Raw genomic sequence first — 17,939 nt, forward strand, 5'->3', positions numbered from 1 at the left:
AGCTAGATGATGGGCTGACCCGTCCAGTCTCTATATCTGTTGTTCCTCTTCATTGTAAAAAACCTACACTTGTAAGGGGGAGATTGAAAGATGAGGATATCAGGAGAGGGGGAGATGAGGAGAGCGGAAGAGCGGGAGATGAGGAAATTGGGAAAATTTCTATTTCTCTATTTCTCTGTTCTCCCTTCTTCCTTCTTCCTTCTCCCTTCTTTCTTCTTCCGACGGACATCCGTTACATCCGTTACACAATCCGTTGCCGAACCTTATTCCTTGTCACTAATTCGAGACCCCGCCATCCTGCGGTGGAATGGCGATTCCGGGTCTTGAATTAGGAGCAGCGGGTGCAGGCGAAACAGGAGGAATACCCAAATTGGCCCCAGAGTTGTTAGGCTGCCCTGGAGCCGGGAGAGGAGATTGAAACTGATTTGGATTGAACTGCTGCTGCCCTGGAGCCGGGAGAGGGGATTGAAACTGATTTGGATTGAACTGTTGCTGCCCTGGAGCCACAGGAGAAGGAAGAGGTTGACCGGAATTGCCCATCGCAGGTGCCGCAGGAATGCCAGAATTGGGAAGCGAGGTATTGGGCAATGGGGAGGAAGCCGAACTAGGAAGAGTTGCCAGGGCAACTCGATCGCCCCCTACCTCTCTCAATTTGTCTAAAACCTCGACAACTTTGGCATATCTAGCATTTTGAGGAGCGTACAGTACCATCAACCCCGTAGGATTTTGGCTTTGGAAACTCTTTAAAACTCGATCGAGCTGTTGGTAATTAACAGGCAATTGATCGATATAAGTTTGCCCGAAATCGTCAATGCTGACAATCAGCATCTCTCGCATCTGCGTTTGTCCAGTCTTTGCTTTAGGCAAATCGACATTAATGGCTTGCTGGCGAGTCAGTTGCAAAGCCGCCAGCAGAAAAAACGTCAGAATGCAAAAGATCACGTCAATTAAAGGCACCAGCTCAATCCGTGCCTCTTCAGCAGGAGTATCTAGATTAATCTTCATCAGTTCTCAGAAGTTTTAATTATTAGAAGGTGAATCTTCAGCCGGATCGGAACCTTTCAATTTCGGCTCCCGATTCCGTTCTCCCGATTCTTGAGAATTGAGAGAACGCCTGTTCAAACCATCTGCACCAAAAGAAGAATTGCTGTATTCTGCACCGGGCGATCGACCTTTAGCATTAGCTGCCGGCCAGTATTGTCTGTAAAGCAATTCGAGTTCATTTCCAGCTTTGCGAAATATTTTTGCCTGGTTGAACAAAAAAGCTTGAAATATCCGATAAAACGCCAAGGTAAAAATTGCTACTACCATCCCAGTAGCAGTCGTGATCAGCGCCTCGCTAATCCCCAAAGTCACACCAGTTGTTGCCGCCGTGCCGATGTCGCCCAGACGGATAGAACTCAGGGAGTTAATCAAGCCCAGAACTGTTCCCAGCAAGCCCAACAAAGGGGCGAGAGCGATCGTAGCTTCTAAGATTTTGTCACCGCGACGCATAGAAGCCAACTCTTCATCGGCTGCAGCTTCGAGTGCGAGTCGAAATAAATCTGGTTCGGGATTGTAGAGCCGCAGGGGTGCAGAAAGAAATCGCCCGATCGGCTGTCGGTTAGCTTGTCTGGCAATCTCGTTAGCAGCCCCCCAATCGCTGCGAGCCGCTTCCAGAATGCGGTTAACTATCTGCTTTTCTTTGCTCAGGAGGCTTGCCCAAAACCACAAGCGCTCGATAATTGTACTCAAAGATAAAATCGATAACACCAACAGGGGCCACATGGCGGGGCCGCCTTTTTGAAACAGTTCTTGAATATTCACAATATTTTTGCTCCTGCAGTACCCGCTAACTTTTGCTTCTGTTCTACTTTTTTTAACAAATCTAAGGCCATTTAATTTTAGCTATTAATGTACTCAGGACTTACGCACTCGCGACTAAAGAAAGCCGGTTTTGCGAACAGGGCCTTGGGGTGTAACGAAGTATTTTCGTCGAGGAAACCCGGTTTCTGGGTAAGTCTTGGTACTGTTTTCTAGTGCCCGCGGGCGATGGGCGGCGACTTCCTCACAATTCCTCTAAGTCTTGACACATATCTTGGAGTGACTGGTGTTGAAGGCGGCGGGAAGAGCGGCGATATTTTTTAGTTTGCAGCTTCGGTTCGTAATGCTGCGTACCATCCGACTTGGTTTGCTGCTTCAAACTCGATTCGGCGCTGCTGGAATTTTGCAGAGCTTGTTGGCGGACGATCGCCTCTTCGAGAAACTGCAAGTAATACTCATAGCGCTCCCAACCGCCCCGCACGACACAGTTAGGCTCGTCTCGGTGCGAACAGTCGCTAAACTGGCAGCTACCCGAAGCCAGCCTCTGGCGCGCTTCTGGGAAATATTCGGCTAACTCTGAGGGATCGCATTCGAGAGCCGGCTGATTAAAGCCCGGAGTATCGGCCAAAAGTCCGCCGCCGGGGAGTTCAAATAGTTCGACATGGCGAGTGGTATGGCGGCCGCGGCCGAGTTTGCCGGAAACAGCGTTCACTCGGAGGTTCAGGGCCGGGATCAGTTGGTTGATCAAGCTGGATTTGCCAACTCCAGAAGGGCCACAAATTACCGTTATTTTCCCTTGCAGGTGGTCTAGAAGCAAGTTCGGCAATGGGCTATGTACGGGGTTTAACGGATGTAACGCTTTGACAGAATTTGGAGCTTGGGGGTTATCCTCATAACTCGGCAGAGATGACTCTCTTTTCTCCGCTAAGTCATTGAAATGCGGTTCCGACGCAAAAATTTCATTTTGACCATTAGCGGGAGCTTCCTGAACTCCTGCACCGCTGCGGACGCTAATAAACATTGGTTCGTAACCCCAGCCTGAAAGCCGATCGCGCCACTGTTCCAACTCTTGGGGCGTGACCAAATCGCATTTGTTCAGGCACAAACTCACCTCTAAACCTGTAGATTCGGCCTTGACTAAAAACCGAGTTAATGATGCGGGATCTAAGTCGGGTTCGGCGAGGGCAAAAACCAGGAGAATGCGATCGGCATTAGCTACAGGCGGGCGGTTGAGTTCTGTTTGGCGCGGGAAGACTTCAGAAATTGCACCTCGGCGGTCAGTCCAGTCCGGTTCGTCTACCACCACGCGATCGCCCACCATCACCTGTTGACCAATTTTTTTCAGTCGAGTGCGACGAGTGCACAGGAGAATCGGAGAATCAGCGAGGGGAGCATTTTTCCCATTAATGGAGACTTCGGGATCTAACCTCACTTGGTAGAAGTTAGCCTGAACAGCAATTACAGTACCGACGATCGAGGGTGAATTCAGGCTCATCCCGCTTCCTTGTCTTCTGGGCGCTGCACTTTCATTGAAAAAAATCCCGACTCCGGCTCATCCGCGACAAATTGCGTTTCCAGAATCTGGTAGCCTTCCATTTTGAGACTATCAGGTACTTGTTCGATCGGCTCCCCAGCATCCAGCCATACCTCCAAAACAGCACCCGGTGCCATTTGCTCCAAGCGCAGTTTAGTGCGGACAAAATTCAGAGGACAGGGAGTACCCCGCAGATCAATTTTGGCATCTGGGGATTTGGGATTTTCAATTTTCGATGTTGAATTCATAATGCTTTTTGCAATCTCAAATCCTGAAAGCCTTACTTTTTTAAACAAATTGCCTGGAAACTGGAGAATCTAAAATTTTCTTTCCAATTGGACACAGACTATTATTCTTTCTGAAAAAAGTGAGCGCAATTGCGCTCACTTTTTTCAGCGCTGCTGAAACGCAATGCCCAGGAACAGGCCACCTGCCATTTTTGTGAGCAATTGCACACATTTTTTTGACAGATACTAAAACCAATTGCCGGGGAATCCTGAAACAGGAAAATTTGACACCAATTGGTGTCAAAAATTGCTTATTTCTGAAACAAATTACCCAGAAACCCTTCCAAGCCGCCTTTACCAGTACGATCGCCCTTCAGCTTAGCAAGCTGCATCAGCAACTCCCGTTCCTCAGCAGTCACCTTAGTCGGAATGTCAATAGACACCGTAATCAAATGATCGCCGCGACTGACTGGATTTCCCAACCGAGGCACCCCTTTTTTCTCCAAAGTCAAAACCGTATTTGCCTGAGTTCCGCTAGGAATCAACAATTCCGTAGGCCCGTCTACGGTTTCCACTTCCAACCGGCACCCTAAAATTGCTTGCAAATAACTAATCTTAACTTCCGAGCTAACATTAGTGCCGTCGCGCTTAAATAGCGGGTCTTCATTCACCGCCAAGAACACGTAAAGATCTCCGGGCGGCCCACCCAGTTTGCCGGCATCCCCTTCATTGGAAACGCGCAAGCGAGTACCGTTGTCAACCCCAGCCGGAATAGTGATTTTCAGCTTTTTCATCACTTCTTTCTGGCCTCGGCCGCCGCAAGTTTCGCACTTATCCTCAATCACTTGCCCCGTGCCGTTGCAAGTAGGGCAAACTGAAACTTGAGTAAAGCTGCCGAAAGGAGTGCGGGTAGCGCGTCGGACTTGACCGCTGCCGGTACAAGTCGAGCAGGTTTGGGGTCGGGTTCCCGGTTTTGCACCAGTCCCGGTGCAAGTTTCGCAGGTTTCTAAATGCTTGATGCGGAGTTCTTTTTCCCCACCAAACACGGCTTCCCGAAAATCGAGGCGCAAATCGAGGCGCAAATCGTCTCCGCGCACCGGCCCGCTGCGCCTGCGACCTTGCTGTTGTTGACCGACACCTCCCTGAAAACCCTGAAAGAAGCTTTCAAAAATATCGGCAAAGCTGTCACCAAAGTCTTGGAACCCAGGCGCACCTGCACCGCTGACCCCTGCTTCGCCGAAACGATCGAAACGGGCGCGGGTTTCTGGTTCTGAGAGTACCTCGTAAGCGCGGTTAATTTCTTTAAACCGCTCCTCGGCACCGGATTCTTTGTTGACATCTGGATGGTACTTGCGAGCTAGGCGGCGGTAAGCACGCTTAATTTCTTCTTTGTCTGCGCTGCGAGAAACGCCTAATATTTCATAGTAATCACCGGCCATAGAGCTGCTTGCCTGGAGGTAAATAACAAAAAGTGTACGAAAAAGAAACGGGCTACCTTTCCTGAAATTACAGATTAAAAATCAAAAATTCTCATTGTTAATTTTTAACTTTTAATTTTTAGCTTTTCTGTTTTAAAGGAAAGGATTCATATCATCAACTTCTGGTTCGGGAACCTTCTGTTTTTGTTTTGACTGTGGACTTGGCTGTGGACTTGGCTGTGGACTTGGCTGTGGATTTGACTGTGGACTTGACTGTCGTTTTGACTGTCGCTCCGGCTTTGGTTCCGGCTTTGGTTCCGGCTTTGGTTCCGGCTTTGGTTCCGGCGCCACCAGCAGCTCTTCTTTCAGCAAAATGCTGTCGTCGTCCGCTTGAACCTCTTCTGGTTCTGATGATTCTACTTCTGACATCATCTCGCTTTCAACAACAGCTCCCGACGGGGCTACCCCGCTGCGGGCTTGGTCGTAGACTGCTGTCCCCAGCGAGTATAGCAGTTGCTTGAAAGATTCGATTGCGGGCGTGAGTTCCTCGATTGTGATGTCGGGGTTAGTCATCGCTGCCCGCAAGGCTGCTGCGGCTGTTTCCGCTTCGGCCTTGAGTTCGTCACTCAGCAGTTGCGCGTTGGTTTTTAAAGTTACACCACAATTATAGACGAGGGAGTCAGCTTGATTTTTGAGTTCGACGAGTAGAGCGCGCTTGATGTCCTCGTCGGCGTAAAGTTCGGCTTCTTGTCGCATCCGCTCGACTTCGGTTTCGCTCAATCCCCCTGTATTGGAAATTTGGATGCTTTGTTCTTTTCCGGTTCCCTTGTCTTCAGCAGCGACTTTGAGAATCCCGTTGGCATCGATTTCAAAGGTAACTTCGATTTGAGGTACGCCTCGGGGGGCTGGGGGAATGCCTTTGAGCAGGAATTTGCCGAGACTTTTATTGTCTTTAACCAATGCCCGCTCGCCTTGGAGTACGTGAATTTCTACCGAGGTTTGCCCGTCTGCCGCCGTGCTGTACATTTGCGATCGGCTGGTGGGAATAGTTGTATTACGCTCGATTACTTTGGTAAACACCCCGCCCAAGGTTTCGAGTCCCAGGGAGAGCGGCGTCACATCGAGCAGCAGCAAGTCTTTGACTTCACCACCCAACACCCCGGCTTGAATTGCCGCGCCTACCGCTACAGCTTCGTCGGGATTGACAGATTTATCGGGAGAAACGCCCCCAAAATACTTGCTAATTGCCTTTTGAACTGCCGGAATCCGGGTTGAGCCTCCCACTAAAATAATCCTGTCTATGTCTTTGGGGGTCAAACTTGCGTCTTTGAGGGCTTGAGTCACCGGATCGATCGTCGCTTGTACCAAATGAGCCACCAGTTTTTCAAACTGAGCTTTGGAGAGTTCCATTTCCAAATGCTTCGGCCCTTTGTCGTCAGAGGAGATGAAGGGCAAGTTGATTGAGGTGGATTCCCGGTTGGAGAGTTCGATTTTCGCTTTTTCCGCCGCTTCTCGGAGGCGTTGCAAGGCCATTTTGTCTTGTGAGAGGTCACTGCCTTCTTGAGTGCGGAAAGCTTCTACCAGCCACTGGACTATGCAGTCGTCAAAGTCATCTCCTCCGAGATGGTTGTTACCGGAGGTAGCGTTGACTTCAAAAATTCCGTCTCCCAGTTGCAGGATCGAAACGTCGAAAGTACCGCCGCCCAAGTCAAAGACCAAGATTTTCTGTTCTATATTTTGCTTGTCTAGCCCGTAGGAAAGGGCTGCGGCCGTCGGTTCGTTGACGATCCGCAGGACTTCTAGACCCGCGATCGTACCGGCGTCTTTAGTAGCTTGCCGTTGGGCGTCTGTGAAGTAGGCTGGCACTGTAATCACTGCTTGGGTAACAGTTTGTCCCAAATAAGCTTCAGCATCTTGCTTGAGCTTTTGGAGTACCATTGCCGAGATTTCCTGGGGAGTGTGAACCTTGTTCCGAATTTGGACGTTAACGGTATCGTCTTTGCCTTTTATGCAGGTATAGGGAGTTCGGGCTCGTTCTTCTTCCGTGTCGTCCCACCGCCGTCCGATAAATCGTTTGATGCTGTAGACAGTATTTACAGCATTAGTTACAGCTTGCCGCTTGGCTAGTTGACCTACTAAGCGATCGCCCGCCTTGCCGAATCCTACTATACTCGGAGTTGTGCGGCCACCCTCGGAATTGGCGATCACGACGGGTTTACCGCCCTCTAGCACAGCTACGCAACTGTTAGTTGTGCCTAAGTCAATTCCAATAATTTTTCCCATAGCGCCTCATAAAACTTTGTGGGATGTTTGGAAACCTCCAACTACAGGTTGGGGGAGGAAAAACGACTCAGCTTGTTCAAACAAGCATCACCGGACCAGATTTGTAGGAAATAAACTTGATGTCCTCAAGCAATATCAAAGACGGGTAAAAACATTTTTCAGAATTTTTGGAGAAAGCGCTGACTTGCTTTTAGTCATCTTTAACTAAGAAGTTGGTGAGTCTGCCACCTTGGAACCCCCGAATTCTATTCGGGGGTCAGTGACTTTGAGGAATGCAGTAGCTTGTATCCCGATTAACCTTCCGAACTATCGGGATTTTCATCTGAGGCTACCACAGATAGCCCAGCCGCTGCAACTTTCACTTTGGCGTGCCGCAAGACGCGCTCGCCCAGAATGTAGCCGCGTTCTAGTTCTTGGATAATTGTTCCTTCCTCGTGTTCGTCACTTGGCTCGCTCAGCAGAGCTTCGTGGAGGTTGGGGTCAAACTGTTCACCTTCGGGGCGCATCGGAGAAACCCCGATTTGCTTGAGGCCGTCTACCATTTGCTTGTAAACGCTTTGGTAGCTTTTGTGAATGTTCATTTCGCCATCGGTTTGCGGCTTGATGTGCGATCGAGCGCGCTCGAAATTGTCAATTACCGGCAACAGGGGTTTGATCGTGAGACACCTTGCCTGTAAATCTAGCTCTTCTTTTTCCTTTTGGGTACGCCTGCGGAAGTTTTCAAAATCTGCTGCTAGGCGGAGATTTTGATTTTTCAGTTCTTCTAGTTGAGCGGATGCGGCTTGCAACTGAGTTTTTAAAGCCTCTTTTTCCTCGTTTGCCTGGGCCAGTTCCTTCTTCCAAGGCTCCGCTGCGTCTGCAGTCGGACTGTTGGTTGAACTGCCGGTGACGGTAGGCCCCGATGCGTTTGCTGGGGTGCGATCGCCCTGAGCACTTTGATAAGCTCGAGCAAGTTCGAGCTCCCAATCCGCCGATTCGTTCGAGTTTCCTGATGCCGCCGGATTTTCGCTTGCCATTGGCGAACCCTCTGGGGTGGTTTCCCCAGTTGAGTTAGGATCTTGATCTTGCTGTTTTTCCTCGTCCATCATAAAAAATATTCGGTAAGTGGGAAACTCAGAGTCTTTAGACCTGAGAGGAAAACGACTCGGCGGTTTCAACCGCCTTGAATCCCCTTTCGGGGTTAGAGGGGTATTGTTGCCCCTCCAATGGAGATACAGTTGTCTCCTTTCTCCCTTGCGGGGTAATGTTCGCCTCGACCTGGTTATAAAGGCTTGTTAGACCTGCAACACTGTTTCAGTGACTTTAAAACTGTTTAATTGCAGATGACAGAGCGGAAAACTGGCGTCGCACTCTCCGGTGTCGTGACCTGAATAACGTCTCCTCCTGAGAGGGGTCTGGTCAGAACAGCTTGTAATTTCTTACAAGCTCAGTGGCTTTAGCCCTGAGTTCCTGACAAAAGCTGCGCGACAGAACCCTATCAATTCTAGCAGATACAGTTAACCCGGTAAATCTAGAGGACTGGAATTTACTATGTATGGCACAATGTGAAAAGAGGAAAACTAGCCAGCTCTGGAGACATTGCTCAAAGCTTTCCATAAAATATTCAAAGACCCGTTTAGATATTTACGTATAATATGGCAGCAATGGGGGCAACCCAACGTTTGTTGGTTTCTCATTTTTCATTAACGCGATCGCCTTTGCCACAATTTTTATAAGTATATTTTGCTGTTAAGTCTACTACAATATTTCCCACCTAGGAGGCTTGATGTTTCAAGGTTTGCTTAAACGATACTGACTTAAATTATCATCAATCAGGCTGTTTTAGTTGCAAGCTGATGCTGGCATTTATTACCATTTGCTGAGTTTTCCAAGTCAGGAGAAAAAGGAATTTGTATTGAGTGAGTAAGTAGTTAACTGTGTGCTTGTGTAACTCAGATACTAGGTTGTTAATCTTGATGCGAATTGGGGCTGTGGTTTTTATGATTCGATACCGCCGAAGTCGCTTGAAATCTCGAATTTTGGCCAGTCAAATGATAGACATTAGCTGGTGTGGCGGAGGTGCTCATCTTTAAGTACGATTGATATCTAATTTGCCTCTTCCCAAGATTTTGGAACCGTCAAGCTTACGTCATAAAGGTTCGGACACCAGGGTAGAATCAAAGTAATATTTACTGACCCAAAACTAGAGTAGCTCAAAATTTGCCCTGGGAACTCATGCAGCCGACGATCGGGCAGTGACCGATCGCAGATAATTAATCAAAATATATTTCACAAGGGCGATCGAGGCTTTCGTAAAAGCTATCATCACAGAACATAGCTCATCTTTAATTTAGTACAGCTAACCGCGCCACCACGGACGGTGTAATTTGAGCAAACAATTTGGGAAAATAGAATTAGCCTGGGAAGGGGGCACACCCCGCCCCGCTTTTCTCTCCCGGTACGGGGAATCCCCAAGTGATGTGCCCTGACGCTATAACGAGAGTATCCCGCAAGTTAATCAAATAAGTAAGCAACTTAGCACTCAACGAACAAGATTTGATGGCAAGCATCGGCAAACCCCTCCAATGTCTCGTCAATTTGTGGACGAAGCTTAGAGGTGACTACGAGCTTACACTTGAGAGATAGGGATTGAGCAACAACATGATAGCTGATCCATAAGCAAAGAATACGGGGGTTAAAACCCCGCGTTGGTTTTCCTCTCAGCACTCTTTGTGACTGAGTTTCCCACCTATTGAGTGTTTTTTATGACTAGCACATCCGCGCCTCGATCCACATCGATAGTTGCTCTAAGCGTTTTTACTCCGGCTCTCACCAAGATGATTCAGTCGGGTTACGTCAACGGCGAGCAAGTCAAGCAAGCTCAAATTGAAAGCCAGAAGTCGGGCAAGCGTTTGACGGAGGTATTAGAAGCACTTACCGGGCAGCCGTTACCCCCAGAATTGCTGCGACTTTACAAGAAGCAGCAGATGTTTGAACGGAAGATAGTCTACGGGGTTGAAGCATTTGACCCGGAGATGAGCGAAATGTCTAACGAGCAACTGGGACTTATGCTCGAGACGTTGAAGATTTCGCTCGACATTTGTCACCAAGGTCGGTTTTTACCCGTAGCGAAGACGGAAACTGAGCCGGCGGCGGTTTTAGTGGCAATGGTAGATCCCGACAACCTCAACGCCATAGAAGATTTGCGGCGGATTTTACAGCCTCACGGCTTGGCTTTGCAGCGGCGAGTGATTACGCCGGACGACTACCAGGACATTACTTCTGCTTACCAAGACGAACAAGTTAAGAGGGAAGCTAAAAAAGCTGAAATCGAAAAACAGAGAAAGATGGATTTAGGGGAGGGAGATTTTGGCGAGCTCTCCCTAGAAGAGGAGAGTAGCGACCAAGAAGACCTCGCTAACACATTGGACGATGCTGAGGCGGCTCCCGTAATTAAGGCGGTCAATATCATTTTGGCTAAAGCTTTGTCGGAAAAGGTGTCTGACATCCACGTAGAACCTCAAGAAGAGTTCATGCGGATTCGGATGCGGAAAGACGGGGTGCTGCAAGAGTATTTCCGGTTTCCCAAGCAGGTAGTCGCATCGATTACCGCTCGTTTCAAGATTATTGCCAACCTGGATATTGCCGAACGCCGACAAGCTCAAGACGGCCGCATCCGCCGGGTATTTGAGGGACGCACGGTGGATTTCCGGGTGAATAGCTTGCCTTCCCGGTACGGCGAAAAAATCGTGCTGCGGATTTTGGACAGTTCCAGCACTCAGTTGGGTTTGGGTTTGTTAATCTCCGACGAAGAAACTCTGGCTTTAGTGCGAGAGAGTGCTAGCCGTCCGTTCGGACTGATTTTGGTGACGGGGCCGACGGGTTCGGGCAAGTCAACTACTCTGTACTCGATTCTGGCGGAACGGAACGATCCGGGGGTTAATATCAGTACGGCGGAAGACCCGATCGAATATGCTTTGCCAGGAATTACCCAATGTCAAGTAATTCGGGAAAAAGACTTGACTTTTTCCAACATTCTGCGGGCATTTTTGCGGCAAGACCCTGACGTGATGCTGGTGGGGGAAACGCGGGACAAGGAAACGGCCAAAACTGCTCTGGAAGCTGCTTTGACGGGACACTTGGTGCTGACGACGCTGCACACGAACGACGCGGCGGGGGCAGTGGCGCGTTTGGCAGAAATGGGCGTAGAACCGTTCATGGTTTCGGCCGCTCTGTTGGGCGTGTTGGCTCAGCGTCTGATGCGGCGCGTTTGCGACAAATGCTGCATTCCTTACCAGCCTACTGCCGCAGAACTCGGCAAGTACGGTCTGTCGGCTTCTCAAGAAATTGATCTGACTGTTTACAAAGCCAACGTTGTACCCGTGGAGGAAAGGAAGGAACTCGCAGAACGCGAGCAACTTTGTCGGAAGTGCGCCGGCCTAGGCTACAAAGGACGGGTAGGGGTTTACGAATTCCTGAAAAATACTGAGCGGCTTCAAACTCTGATCACTCAAGGAGCTCCCACAGAGCAAATTAAGGAAGCAGCAGTAGAAGAAGGGATGAAAACGCTGTTGGCTTACAGCTTGCAATTGGTGCGGGAAGGCGCGACTACCTTTGAAGAAGTCGAGCGTGTGACGTTTACTGACTCGGGGCTGGAGGCGGAAATGAAAGCCAAACGCAAGCAGGGACTTACCTGCAAAACTTGTCAGGCGGAATTGAAGCCGGAGATGCTGGATTGTCCGTACTGCTTGACCCCACGCTTTTTGGATTGATTCAGCAGCAGTTAACTGTTGACTATTAACTGTTGACTGTTAACTGAGCTAGATTGGTCAATAACTATCAATTTGATCGAGGAGAGGTATCTATGGGTCTGATGATTGAAGACGTACTGGAGTCCCTGGTAGAGCAAGGGGGTTCGGACATACACATCCAAGCGGGCGCGCCTATATTCTTCCGAGTCAGCGGTAAACTAACTCCTCAGACGCAATACGGCGACATTCTGTCTGCTGAGGAAGTGCAGATCCTGATTTTCCAAATGCTCAACAATATGCAGCGCAAGCAGTTGGAAATGGAGTGGGAACTCGACTGCGCTTACGGCGTTCGGGGATTGGCTCGGTTTCGCGTCAATGTCTACCGGGAGCGGGGTGCTTGGGCTGCTTGTATGCGGGCTCTAGCTTCTAAGATTCCTAACGCAGATGCTTTAGGCGTGCCGCAAATTTTGCGGGATCTGACGGAAAGACCCAGGGGTATGCTGTTGGTGACGGGACAAACGGGTTCCGGGAAAACTACTACGATGGCGGCGTTGTTGGATCTGGTCAACCGGACGCGGGCGGAACATATTCTAACAGTTGAAGACCCGATCGAATATGTGTTTCCTAATATCAAGAGTTTGTTTCACCAGCGCCAAAAGGGCGAAGATACTAAGAGCTTTGCTAATGCGCTGAAAGCTGCTTTGCGCGAAGATCCTGATGTAATTCTCGTGGGAGAAATGCGGGACTTGGAAACGATCGGTCTGGCAATTTCGGCGGCAGAAACGGGTCACATGGTGATGGGAACGTTGCACACTAATTCGGCGGCTGCAACGATCGATCGGATTTTGGACGTGTTCCCGCCCATTCAACAACCTCAAGTTCGCGCCCAGGTGTCTAACTCTTTGGTGGGAATTTGCAGCCAAAATTTGGTAATAAAAGTTGGGGGCGGCCGCTGCTGCGCTATGGAAATCATGGTAAATACTCCAGCTATGGCTAACTTGATCCGGGAGGGCAAAACTCCCATGATTTACTCTCAAATCCAAATGGGGGCAAAATTGGGTATGAGGACGATGGAAATGGCCCTCGCTGAACTTTACAAGAGCGGTAAAGTCACTTGGGAATCGGCAATGGCCAAGGCTTCTAAGGCTGACGAACTCGAACGCTTGATCGGCCCGGCACCTGTTGGTAGCGCCCCGGTAAAAGCTCATTAGTTCCGTCAGCAGTCATTAGTCAGGAGTTCGCAGGCTGAATTAATGACTGATGAGTCATAACTTTTAATAAATTTTCAGAGGTGAGCTGTGGCTACCAACGTTATCCGCCAAAAACCGAAAGGTGGCTTTGATTTCAGTAAGATTCAGGAGCAAATTGAATATAACCTTACCAGTCTTACTGTTAAGGATATGGCTATTTTTGCTCGTCAGTTTGCGGCTATGTTTAATGCAGGGGTGGCGATCGTTAGATGCCTTTCCGTGCTGCACGAGCAGTGTTCTAATGCTAAACTGAAGCGAGCGCTCAGGAGCATGAATGCTGACGTGCAGGAGGGGATAAACTTGGCAGAGGCGATGGCTAAGTTTCCTGATGTTTTTGACCAACTGTTTATCAGTATGGTGGCGGCGGGAGAAGTCGGGGGGGTGCTAGATGAAACCCTAGACCGTCTGGCGGTGATGATGGAAAAAAATCACAAGACGGAGGCTGAAATTAATTCGGCTATGTCTTATCCGAAGACTGTGTTTGGCATCGCGATCGTGATTTTTTTCGCAATGACCATATTCTTGCTACCAACTTTCGCTAAAATCTTTAAGGATATTGGTGCAGATTTGCCGGCTTTTACAGTGTTTATGTTGGGAATTAGTGCATTTTGTACGGCTTGGCCTCCCATCCAACAGATAACAGTTATTGGGGTAATTATAGCCCTAAAAATTGCCTTCGATATGTACTACAAAACTCCCATAGGTCGTCTACAAATTGATAGAATTGCGATGAAGTTGCCGATTTTTGGCGATTTGATCGAAAAATCTGCTGTGGCTCGGTTTTGCGTGATATTTGGGTCGCTGACGCGATCGGGCGTGCCGATTCTCAATTCTTTGGAAATTGTGCGAGATGTGGCGGGGAATCAGGCGATATCTAATGCGATCGAATATGCGAGACAGGAAATTCAAAGCGGCGGCATGATCAGTATTGCTTTGCAAGAACAAGCTGTTTTTCCGTCTTTGGCCATCCAAATGATGGCAATTGGCGAGGAGACAGGGGAACTTGACAAGATGCTGATGAAAGTTGGCGCTTTCTATGAAACGGAAGTTGAAGAAGCAGTAAAAGGACTTACGAGTATGCTAGAACCTCTGATGATTGTGGTCGTCGGTGGTATCGTAGGTTCGATTTTGCTCTCGATGTATCTGCCGATGTTCGCAGTGTTCCAGAAGCTGTAAAAAAGGGCTAATGAGTTATTAGTTATTAGTTAGTAGCAATTAACGCCTGACCAATGACTATTTCAAGTGTCCCCAGGCTCTGCCTGGCCAGACTTTTGGAGGAGGCACATCCTCGATTAAAAGGAGAAAACTATTTGGAGGCTCTGCCTCCAAATCTTCCTTACCAGGGTCTTTCCATTGGTGACAAGTTACGAAAATGTCACAAAAGTCAAGTAGGATAAGCAGACAGATTTAACTGCTGCCTAATCCTGGCTTTACGCTTCAGGGTAAACGCATCTTAATTTGAACCCAAAATATGCTACAGTTAAATCCGAATAAATTTCAATGTAGTTATTGTAGTTTATGGGTGCTATCAATGGAAAAAGGTTTGACTCAAATTTTAAATCACCAACAAAACAAACAGATTCATTGCCTTGGGTGAATATATTAAATGCCAGTTTTTTAGAAGAAAATGTTGCCAATTTGAACGATCCCAGAATAGAAAAAACAAAAAAAATACTCATAGATATTACAGGGTAATCGCATCTTAATTAACGTATAATGGCAAGGGAAATTTTTCAAATATTTGACAGCATCATTCAAGCGCAGCTCGTAAACTAAGGAATGAAAATTGAGTGTGATGCTGATAGCCAGCTAAGCACGCTAGCTGGGGTTCCACCTCGTTGATTTATCTCCATCACGTGCTTTTGCCTAGGGCGTGTTTTCAAACTATAACCACCACACAATGCAGGCGATCGTAATCATGGCTGTATAATTGGCAGTCAGCTTCTTATATCGAATAGCGATCCGACTCCATTACTTGAGTCGCTTGATAGCACGTTCCAGAATGTTCCGTTGGCGCTAGATTTGACGGCAGCCTTTTTCCATCTGCCTGAGTGAGGGATACCTGCCGGGAGTCCATTCCCAGTTTAACTGCTTGTTGGTCGCCGATCGCGTCTCCGCCGCAGCCCTGCCTCTGGCGGGTGCATTTTCTGTCATTTGTCAAGTACAATTTATACCAAATCAGATGCGATTACCCTGCACTAATAACCAATAAATATGGTTCACTTTAACGTTGGTTTTCAACACTTTAATTCCTTCACCGACATTACCCTATCCCTGGCGAAAAGTTTACACCAAATGGGAATTCCTATTTCGGTCGCACCTTCAACAATAGCCTCTCATCTTAGCCGCAATTCCACCGCAGAAGAAAACGACCTGCTAGCGAAGTGGATGAGCACCACACCCTCAGATTTATTTCAGATCAAATGGTCTCATTATTGGAAACCTTATTTTTTAAAAGAACTCAACGGACATCTCAACTTAGAACTTTTTGCTATCAATTACGAATTCGCCCAAAACCATGATGATTATGATTACTGGATTTACGATGCTGTTAACACTTCATCCCACAAACTAGCCGTCAGCCAATACTCTAAAAACGTTTTAATAAAAGCTGGCTGTCCGCCAGCAAACGTATCCGTCATGCCTCTAGGTTTCAATCCTTTAATTTCGCACCTCTATTTGCCCAGACCGCAAAAAAACAAAAAAGATGTAAAGTATATTCTGCACATGACCAATTCTTTTGATTTCTATAGATTTGGCACGGATCTGGCTATTCAAGCTTTTTGTGAAGAGTTTAAAGATGATTCTAAGGTAGAATTAATAATCAAAGATGGAGGTAAAAATCCCGATGTTATAGTGGAACATCTCGCCAATATCGAAAAGCAGCTCGGCAAGTTAAAGGCAAAAATTCTGATCATCCCTAAATTTTATAATAAAGCAGAACTAGCTAATTTATACTTGTCAGCCGATGCTTTTTTAGCTCCGTTTCGCGGGGAGGGTTTTGCAATTAAAATTTTAGATGCCTTTGCAGCAGGTTTGCCCGTTGCTATGACTATGTACGGCGGCCCGACTGAGTACGCCAATGCTGAAAACTGCTATCCCATTGCTTACGATCTAACTCCCGTAGGAAACTGTTACGATACTCAGTATCTACAAATCAGAAATGCTCCTCATTGGGCAGAACCAAATGTTCAGTCTGTTCGCGAACAGTTGCGAAAAATTGTTGAAGACCCCATGCGTTTTCAGGTAGCTGAAAAAGCTAAAGAGACGGCGGATTTATTTAATTGGGAAGCTGCCGCTCAAAAATTGCTAAGATTAATGCGAAAGTTGTTTTAGGATCAGAAATTATGGGACTCGAACGCAAAATGTTTAGGGGAATGTTTTCACCGGGGGAGGTGGTACGATTGAAACAGCCTTGTTTTACTCCCGGGCGATTGTTTGAGCCAGGAAAATATAACGCTGATGAGTTGCCGGATATTGCTTTTGATATGGGTTTGGTAGACCATTTGCCACGAGTAAAAGGCAACAGTTCCGAAAATCTCAATGCCCAGAACCAGCCAGATCAAAACCTTGAGGACTAAACTCCCGTTTGCAGTAAGGACTTCAGTCCTAAAAATCCCTGTTTGTAGTAAGGACTTTAGTGCTGAAAATTAAAATAAATAATCAAAGACTCAAGTCCTGACTGCAAAAAAGATAAAGCCAATTTAACCATTTTGCTCTATCTGGGCAATTAACTCTTTCAAAACTTGACTAGCTTGATCGTTCTCAATCTGACAAGTTCCGGCATTCTGGTGTCCACCGCCGCCATACCTTAACATTAACTCCCCAATATTAGTTTTAGAAGTTTTGTTAAAGATTGACTTGCCAACTGCGAAAACAGTATTTTGTTGTTTCAGTCCCCAAAGTACGTGAATCGATATATTGCACTGAGGGAACAAAGCATAAATTACAAAACGATTCCCCGCGTAAATCACCTCTTCGTTACGCAAATCTAAAACAACTAAATTATTATAAACTTTGGCGCATCGCTGTATTTGCTCTTTAAATTTTTCTTCTTGCTCGAAGTAGAGGTCTACTCTTTCTTTTACATCAGGAAGCTGCAAAATCTCATCGATGGTATGATTTTTGCAGTAATCGATTAACTGCATCATTAACTGATAATTGGAAACCGTAAATTCTTTAAACCTTCCCAAGCCAGTTCGGGCGTCCATGATGAAGTTTAACAACACCCATTCTTGTGGATGCAGAACCTCTTCTTGGGCAAATTGAGCGGAATCTGATTTGTCAACGGCTGCCATCATCGCCTCAGAAATATCAGGAAACTTTGCTTGGCCTCCATAATATTTGTACAGTACCCTAGCTGCTGAAGCTGCATAGGGATCGATGATGTGGTTAATTTTGATTTTCTCGTGTCTAAGAGTTTCGCTGAAATGGTGATCGAAAGCTAGATGAACTCCATCAACATAGGGTAAATTGGTGCTAATATCGTTATTTGTTATTTCGATTTTCCCATCCTGCATATCTTTAGGATGCACGAATTTAATCTCGTCGATCATATCGAGTTCTTTGAGCAAAACGGCACAGACAAGACCGTCAAAATCGCTGCGGGTGACTAATCTGTATTTTTTAGTGAGTGGCATATGCTTCTGTGATAGGGAGGAACTGATCACCAGCTAATATAACGTATTACCCGA

15 protein-coding genes are annotated in these 17,939 nt (G+C 47.3%); 6 read left to right on the forward strand and 9 right to left on the reverse strand.

The features are described from left to right. Positions 1 to 276: 276 nt before the first annotated feature. From QUA90_RS25040 to grpE, 7 genes are all read right to left on the reverse strand, one after another. Positions 277 to 1,005 carry a biopolymer transporter ExbD gene (locus QUA90_RS25040; protein WP_333386783.1) on the reverse strand — a complete coding sequence of 243 codons (729 nt, stop codon included), beginning with the start codon at positions 1,003 to 1,005 and terminating at the stop codon, positions 277 to 279. Between the two features lie 15 nt (positions 1,006 to 1,020). Further along, positions 1,021 to 1,806, reverse strand: a complete 786-nt coding sequence (locus QUA90_RS25045) for a MotA/TolQ/ExbB proton channel family protein (protein ID WP_333448222.1) — start codon at positions 1,804 to 1,806, stop codon at positions 1,021 to 1,023. A 241-nt stretch (positions 1,807 to 2,047) separates the two neighbouring features. After that, positions 2,048 to 3,298 carry a ribosome small subunit-dependent GTPase A gene (gene rsgA / locus QUA90_RS25050; RefSeq protein WP_333448223.1) on the reverse strand — a complete coding sequence of 417 codons (1,251 nt, stop codon included), beginning with the start codon at positions 3,296 to 3,298 and terminating at the stop codon, positions 2,048 to 2,050. Next, complete coding sequence (locus tag QUA90_RS25055) at positions 3,295 to 3,585, reverse strand: sulfurtransferase TusA family protein (protein WP_333042225.1); 291 nt, start codon at positions 3,583 to 3,585, stop codon at positions 3,295 to 3,297. The genes rsgA and QUA90_RS25055 overlap by 4 nt, the downstream gene beginning before the upstream one ends. 290 nt (positions 3,586 to 3,875) lie before the next feature. Further along, complete coding sequence (gene dnaJ, locus QUA90_RS25060; protein WP_333042223.1) at positions 3,876 to 5,003, reverse strand: molecular chaperone DnaJ; 1,128 nt, start codon at positions 5,001 to 5,003, stop codon at positions 3,876 to 3,878. 132 nt (positions 5,004 to 5,135) lie between these two features. Continuing rightward, on the reverse strand, positions 5,136 to 7,265 hold the full coding sequence (gene dnaK / locus QUA90_RS25065; protein ID WP_333448224.1) for a molecular chaperone DnaK: 2,130 nt from the start codon (positions 7,263 to 7,265) through the stop codon (positions 5,136 to 5,138). Between the two features lie 293 nt (positions 7,266 to 7,558). Continuing rightward, on the reverse strand, positions 7,559 to 8,353 hold the full coding sequence (gene grpE, locus QUA90_RS25070; protein WP_333448225.1) for a nucleotide exchange factor GrpE: 795 nt from the start codon (positions 8,351 to 8,353) through the stop codon (positions 7,559 to 7,561). Positions 8,354 to 10,009: 1,656 nt separating this feature from the next. Here grpE and QUA90_RS25075 point away from each other — a divergent pair. From QUA90_RS25075 to QUA90_RS25090, 4 genes are all read left to right on the forward strand, one after another. Next, entirely contained in the window at positions 10,010 to 12,016 is a 2,007-nt protein-coding gene (locus tag QUA90_RS25075; protein ID WP_333326099.1) for a GspE/PulE family protein, read from the forward strand. A gap of 92 nt (positions 12,017 to 12,108) precedes the next feature. Further along, entirely contained in the window at positions 12,109 to 13,206 is a 1,098-nt protein-coding gene (locus tag QUA90_RS25080; protein WP_333085111.1) for a type IV pilus twitching motility protein PilT, read from the forward strand. A gap of 87 nt (positions 13,207 to 13,293) precedes the next feature. Further along, a complete protein-coding gene (locus QUA90_RS25085) occupies positions 13,294 to 14,421 on the forward strand; it encodes a type II secretion system F family protein (RefSeq protein ID WP_333386802.1) in 1,128 nt (375 codons plus the stop codon). 342 nt (positions 14,422 to 14,763) lie between these two features. Beyond that, the gene (locus QUA90_RS25090) at positions 14,764 to 14,940 is read left to right on the forward strand and encodes a hypothetical protein (RefSeq protein ID WP_333386805.1); all 177 of its coding nucleotides are present in this window, start codon (positions 14,764 to 14,766) and stop codon (positions 14,938 to 14,940) included. A 250-nt stretch (positions 14,941 to 15,190) separates the two neighbouring features. On the opposite strand, the gene QUA90_RS25095 is transcribed toward QUA90_RS25090, so the two are convergent. Then, on the reverse strand, positions 15,191 to 15,406 hold the full coding sequence (locus QUA90_RS25095) for a hypothetical protein (RefSeq protein ID WP_333326101.1): 216 nt from the start codon (positions 15,404 to 15,406) through the stop codon (positions 15,191 to 15,193). Between the two features lie 53 nt (positions 15,407 to 15,459). Here QUA90_RS25095 and QUA90_RS25100 point away from each other — a divergent pair, with 53 nt between their 5' ends. Then, the gene (locus tag QUA90_RS25100) at positions 15,460 to 16,581 is read left to right on the forward strand and encodes a glycosyltransferase family 4 protein (RefSeq protein ID WP_333448226.1); all 1,122 of its coding nucleotides are present in this window, start codon (positions 15,460 to 15,462) and stop codon (positions 16,579 to 16,581) included. Between the two features lie 11 nt (positions 16,582 to 16,592). Continuing rightward, a complete protein-coding gene (locus QUA90_RS25105) occupies positions 16,593 to 16,826 on the forward strand; it encodes a hypothetical protein (RefSeq protein ID WP_333326105.1) in 234 nt (77 codons plus the stop codon). Positions 16,827 to 16,949: 123 nt separating this feature from the next. On the opposite strand, the gene QUA90_RS25110 is transcribed toward QUA90_RS25105, so the two are convergent. Further along, a complete protein-coding gene (locus QUA90_RS25110; RefSeq protein ID WP_333085106.1) occupies positions 16,950 to 17,885 on the reverse strand; it encodes an exopolyphosphatase in 936 nt (311 codons plus the stop codon). Between the last annotated feature and the right edge of the window lie 54 nt (positions 17,886 to 17,939).

The organism is Microcoleus sp. D3_18_C4 (assembly GCF_036702355.1).
Lineage (GTDB): Bacteria > Cyanobacteriota > Cyanobacteriia > Cyanobacteriales > Microcoleaceae > Microcoleus.

What these genes read in the sequence shown, in the direction of transcription:
- QUA90_RS25040 (WP_333386783.1), bottom strand. Translation starts at nt 1,005, where the DNA reads ATGAAGATTAATCTAGATACTCCTGCTGAAGAGGCACGGATTGAGCTG.
- rsgA (WP_333448223.1), bottom strand. Translation starts at nt 3,298, where the DNA reads ATGAGCCTGAATTCACCCTCGATCGTCGGTACTGTAATTGCTGTTCAG.
- QUA90_RS25055 (WP_333042225.1), bottom strand. Translation starts at nt 3,585, where the DNA reads ATGAATTCAACATCGAAAATTGAAAATCCCAAATCCCCAGATGCCAAA.
- dnaJ (WP_333042223.1), bottom strand. Translation starts at nt 5,003, where the DNA reads ATGGCCGGTGATTACTATGAAATATTAGGCGTTTCTCGCAGCGCAGAC.
- dnaK (WP_333448224.1), bottom strand. Translation starts at nt 7,265, where the DNA reads ATGGGAAAAATTATTGGAATTGACTTAGGCACAACTAACAGTTGCGTA.
- grpE (WP_333448225.1), bottom strand. Translation starts at nt 8,353, where the DNA reads ATGATGGACGAGGAAAAACAGCAAGATCAAGATCCTAACTCAACTGGG.
- QUA90_RS25075 (WP_333326099.1), top strand. Translation starts at nt 10,010, where the DNA reads ATGACTAGCACATCCGCGCCTCGATCCACATCGATAGTTGCTCTAAGC.
- QUA90_RS25080 (WP_333085111.1), top strand. Translation starts at nt 12,109, where the DNA reads ATGGGTCTGATGATTGAAGACGTACTGGAGTCCCTGGTAGAGCAAGGG.
- QUA90_RS25090 (WP_333386805.1), top strand. Translation starts at nt 14,764, where the DNA reads ATGGGTGCTATCAATGGAAAAAGGTTTGACTCAAATTTTAAATCACCA.
- QUA90_RS25100 (WP_333448226.1), top strand. Translation starts at nt 15,460, where the DNA reads ATGGTTCACTTTAACGTTGGTTTTCAACACTTTAATTCCTTCACCGAC.
- QUA90_RS25105 (WP_333326105.1), top strand. Translation starts at nt 16,593, where the DNA reads ATGGGACTCGAACGCAAAATGTTTAGGGGAATGTTTTCACCGGGGGAG.
- QUA90_RS25110 (WP_333085106.1), bottom strand. Translation starts at nt 17,885, where the DNA reads ATGCCACTCACTAAAAAATACAGATTAGTCACCCGCAGCGATTTTGAC.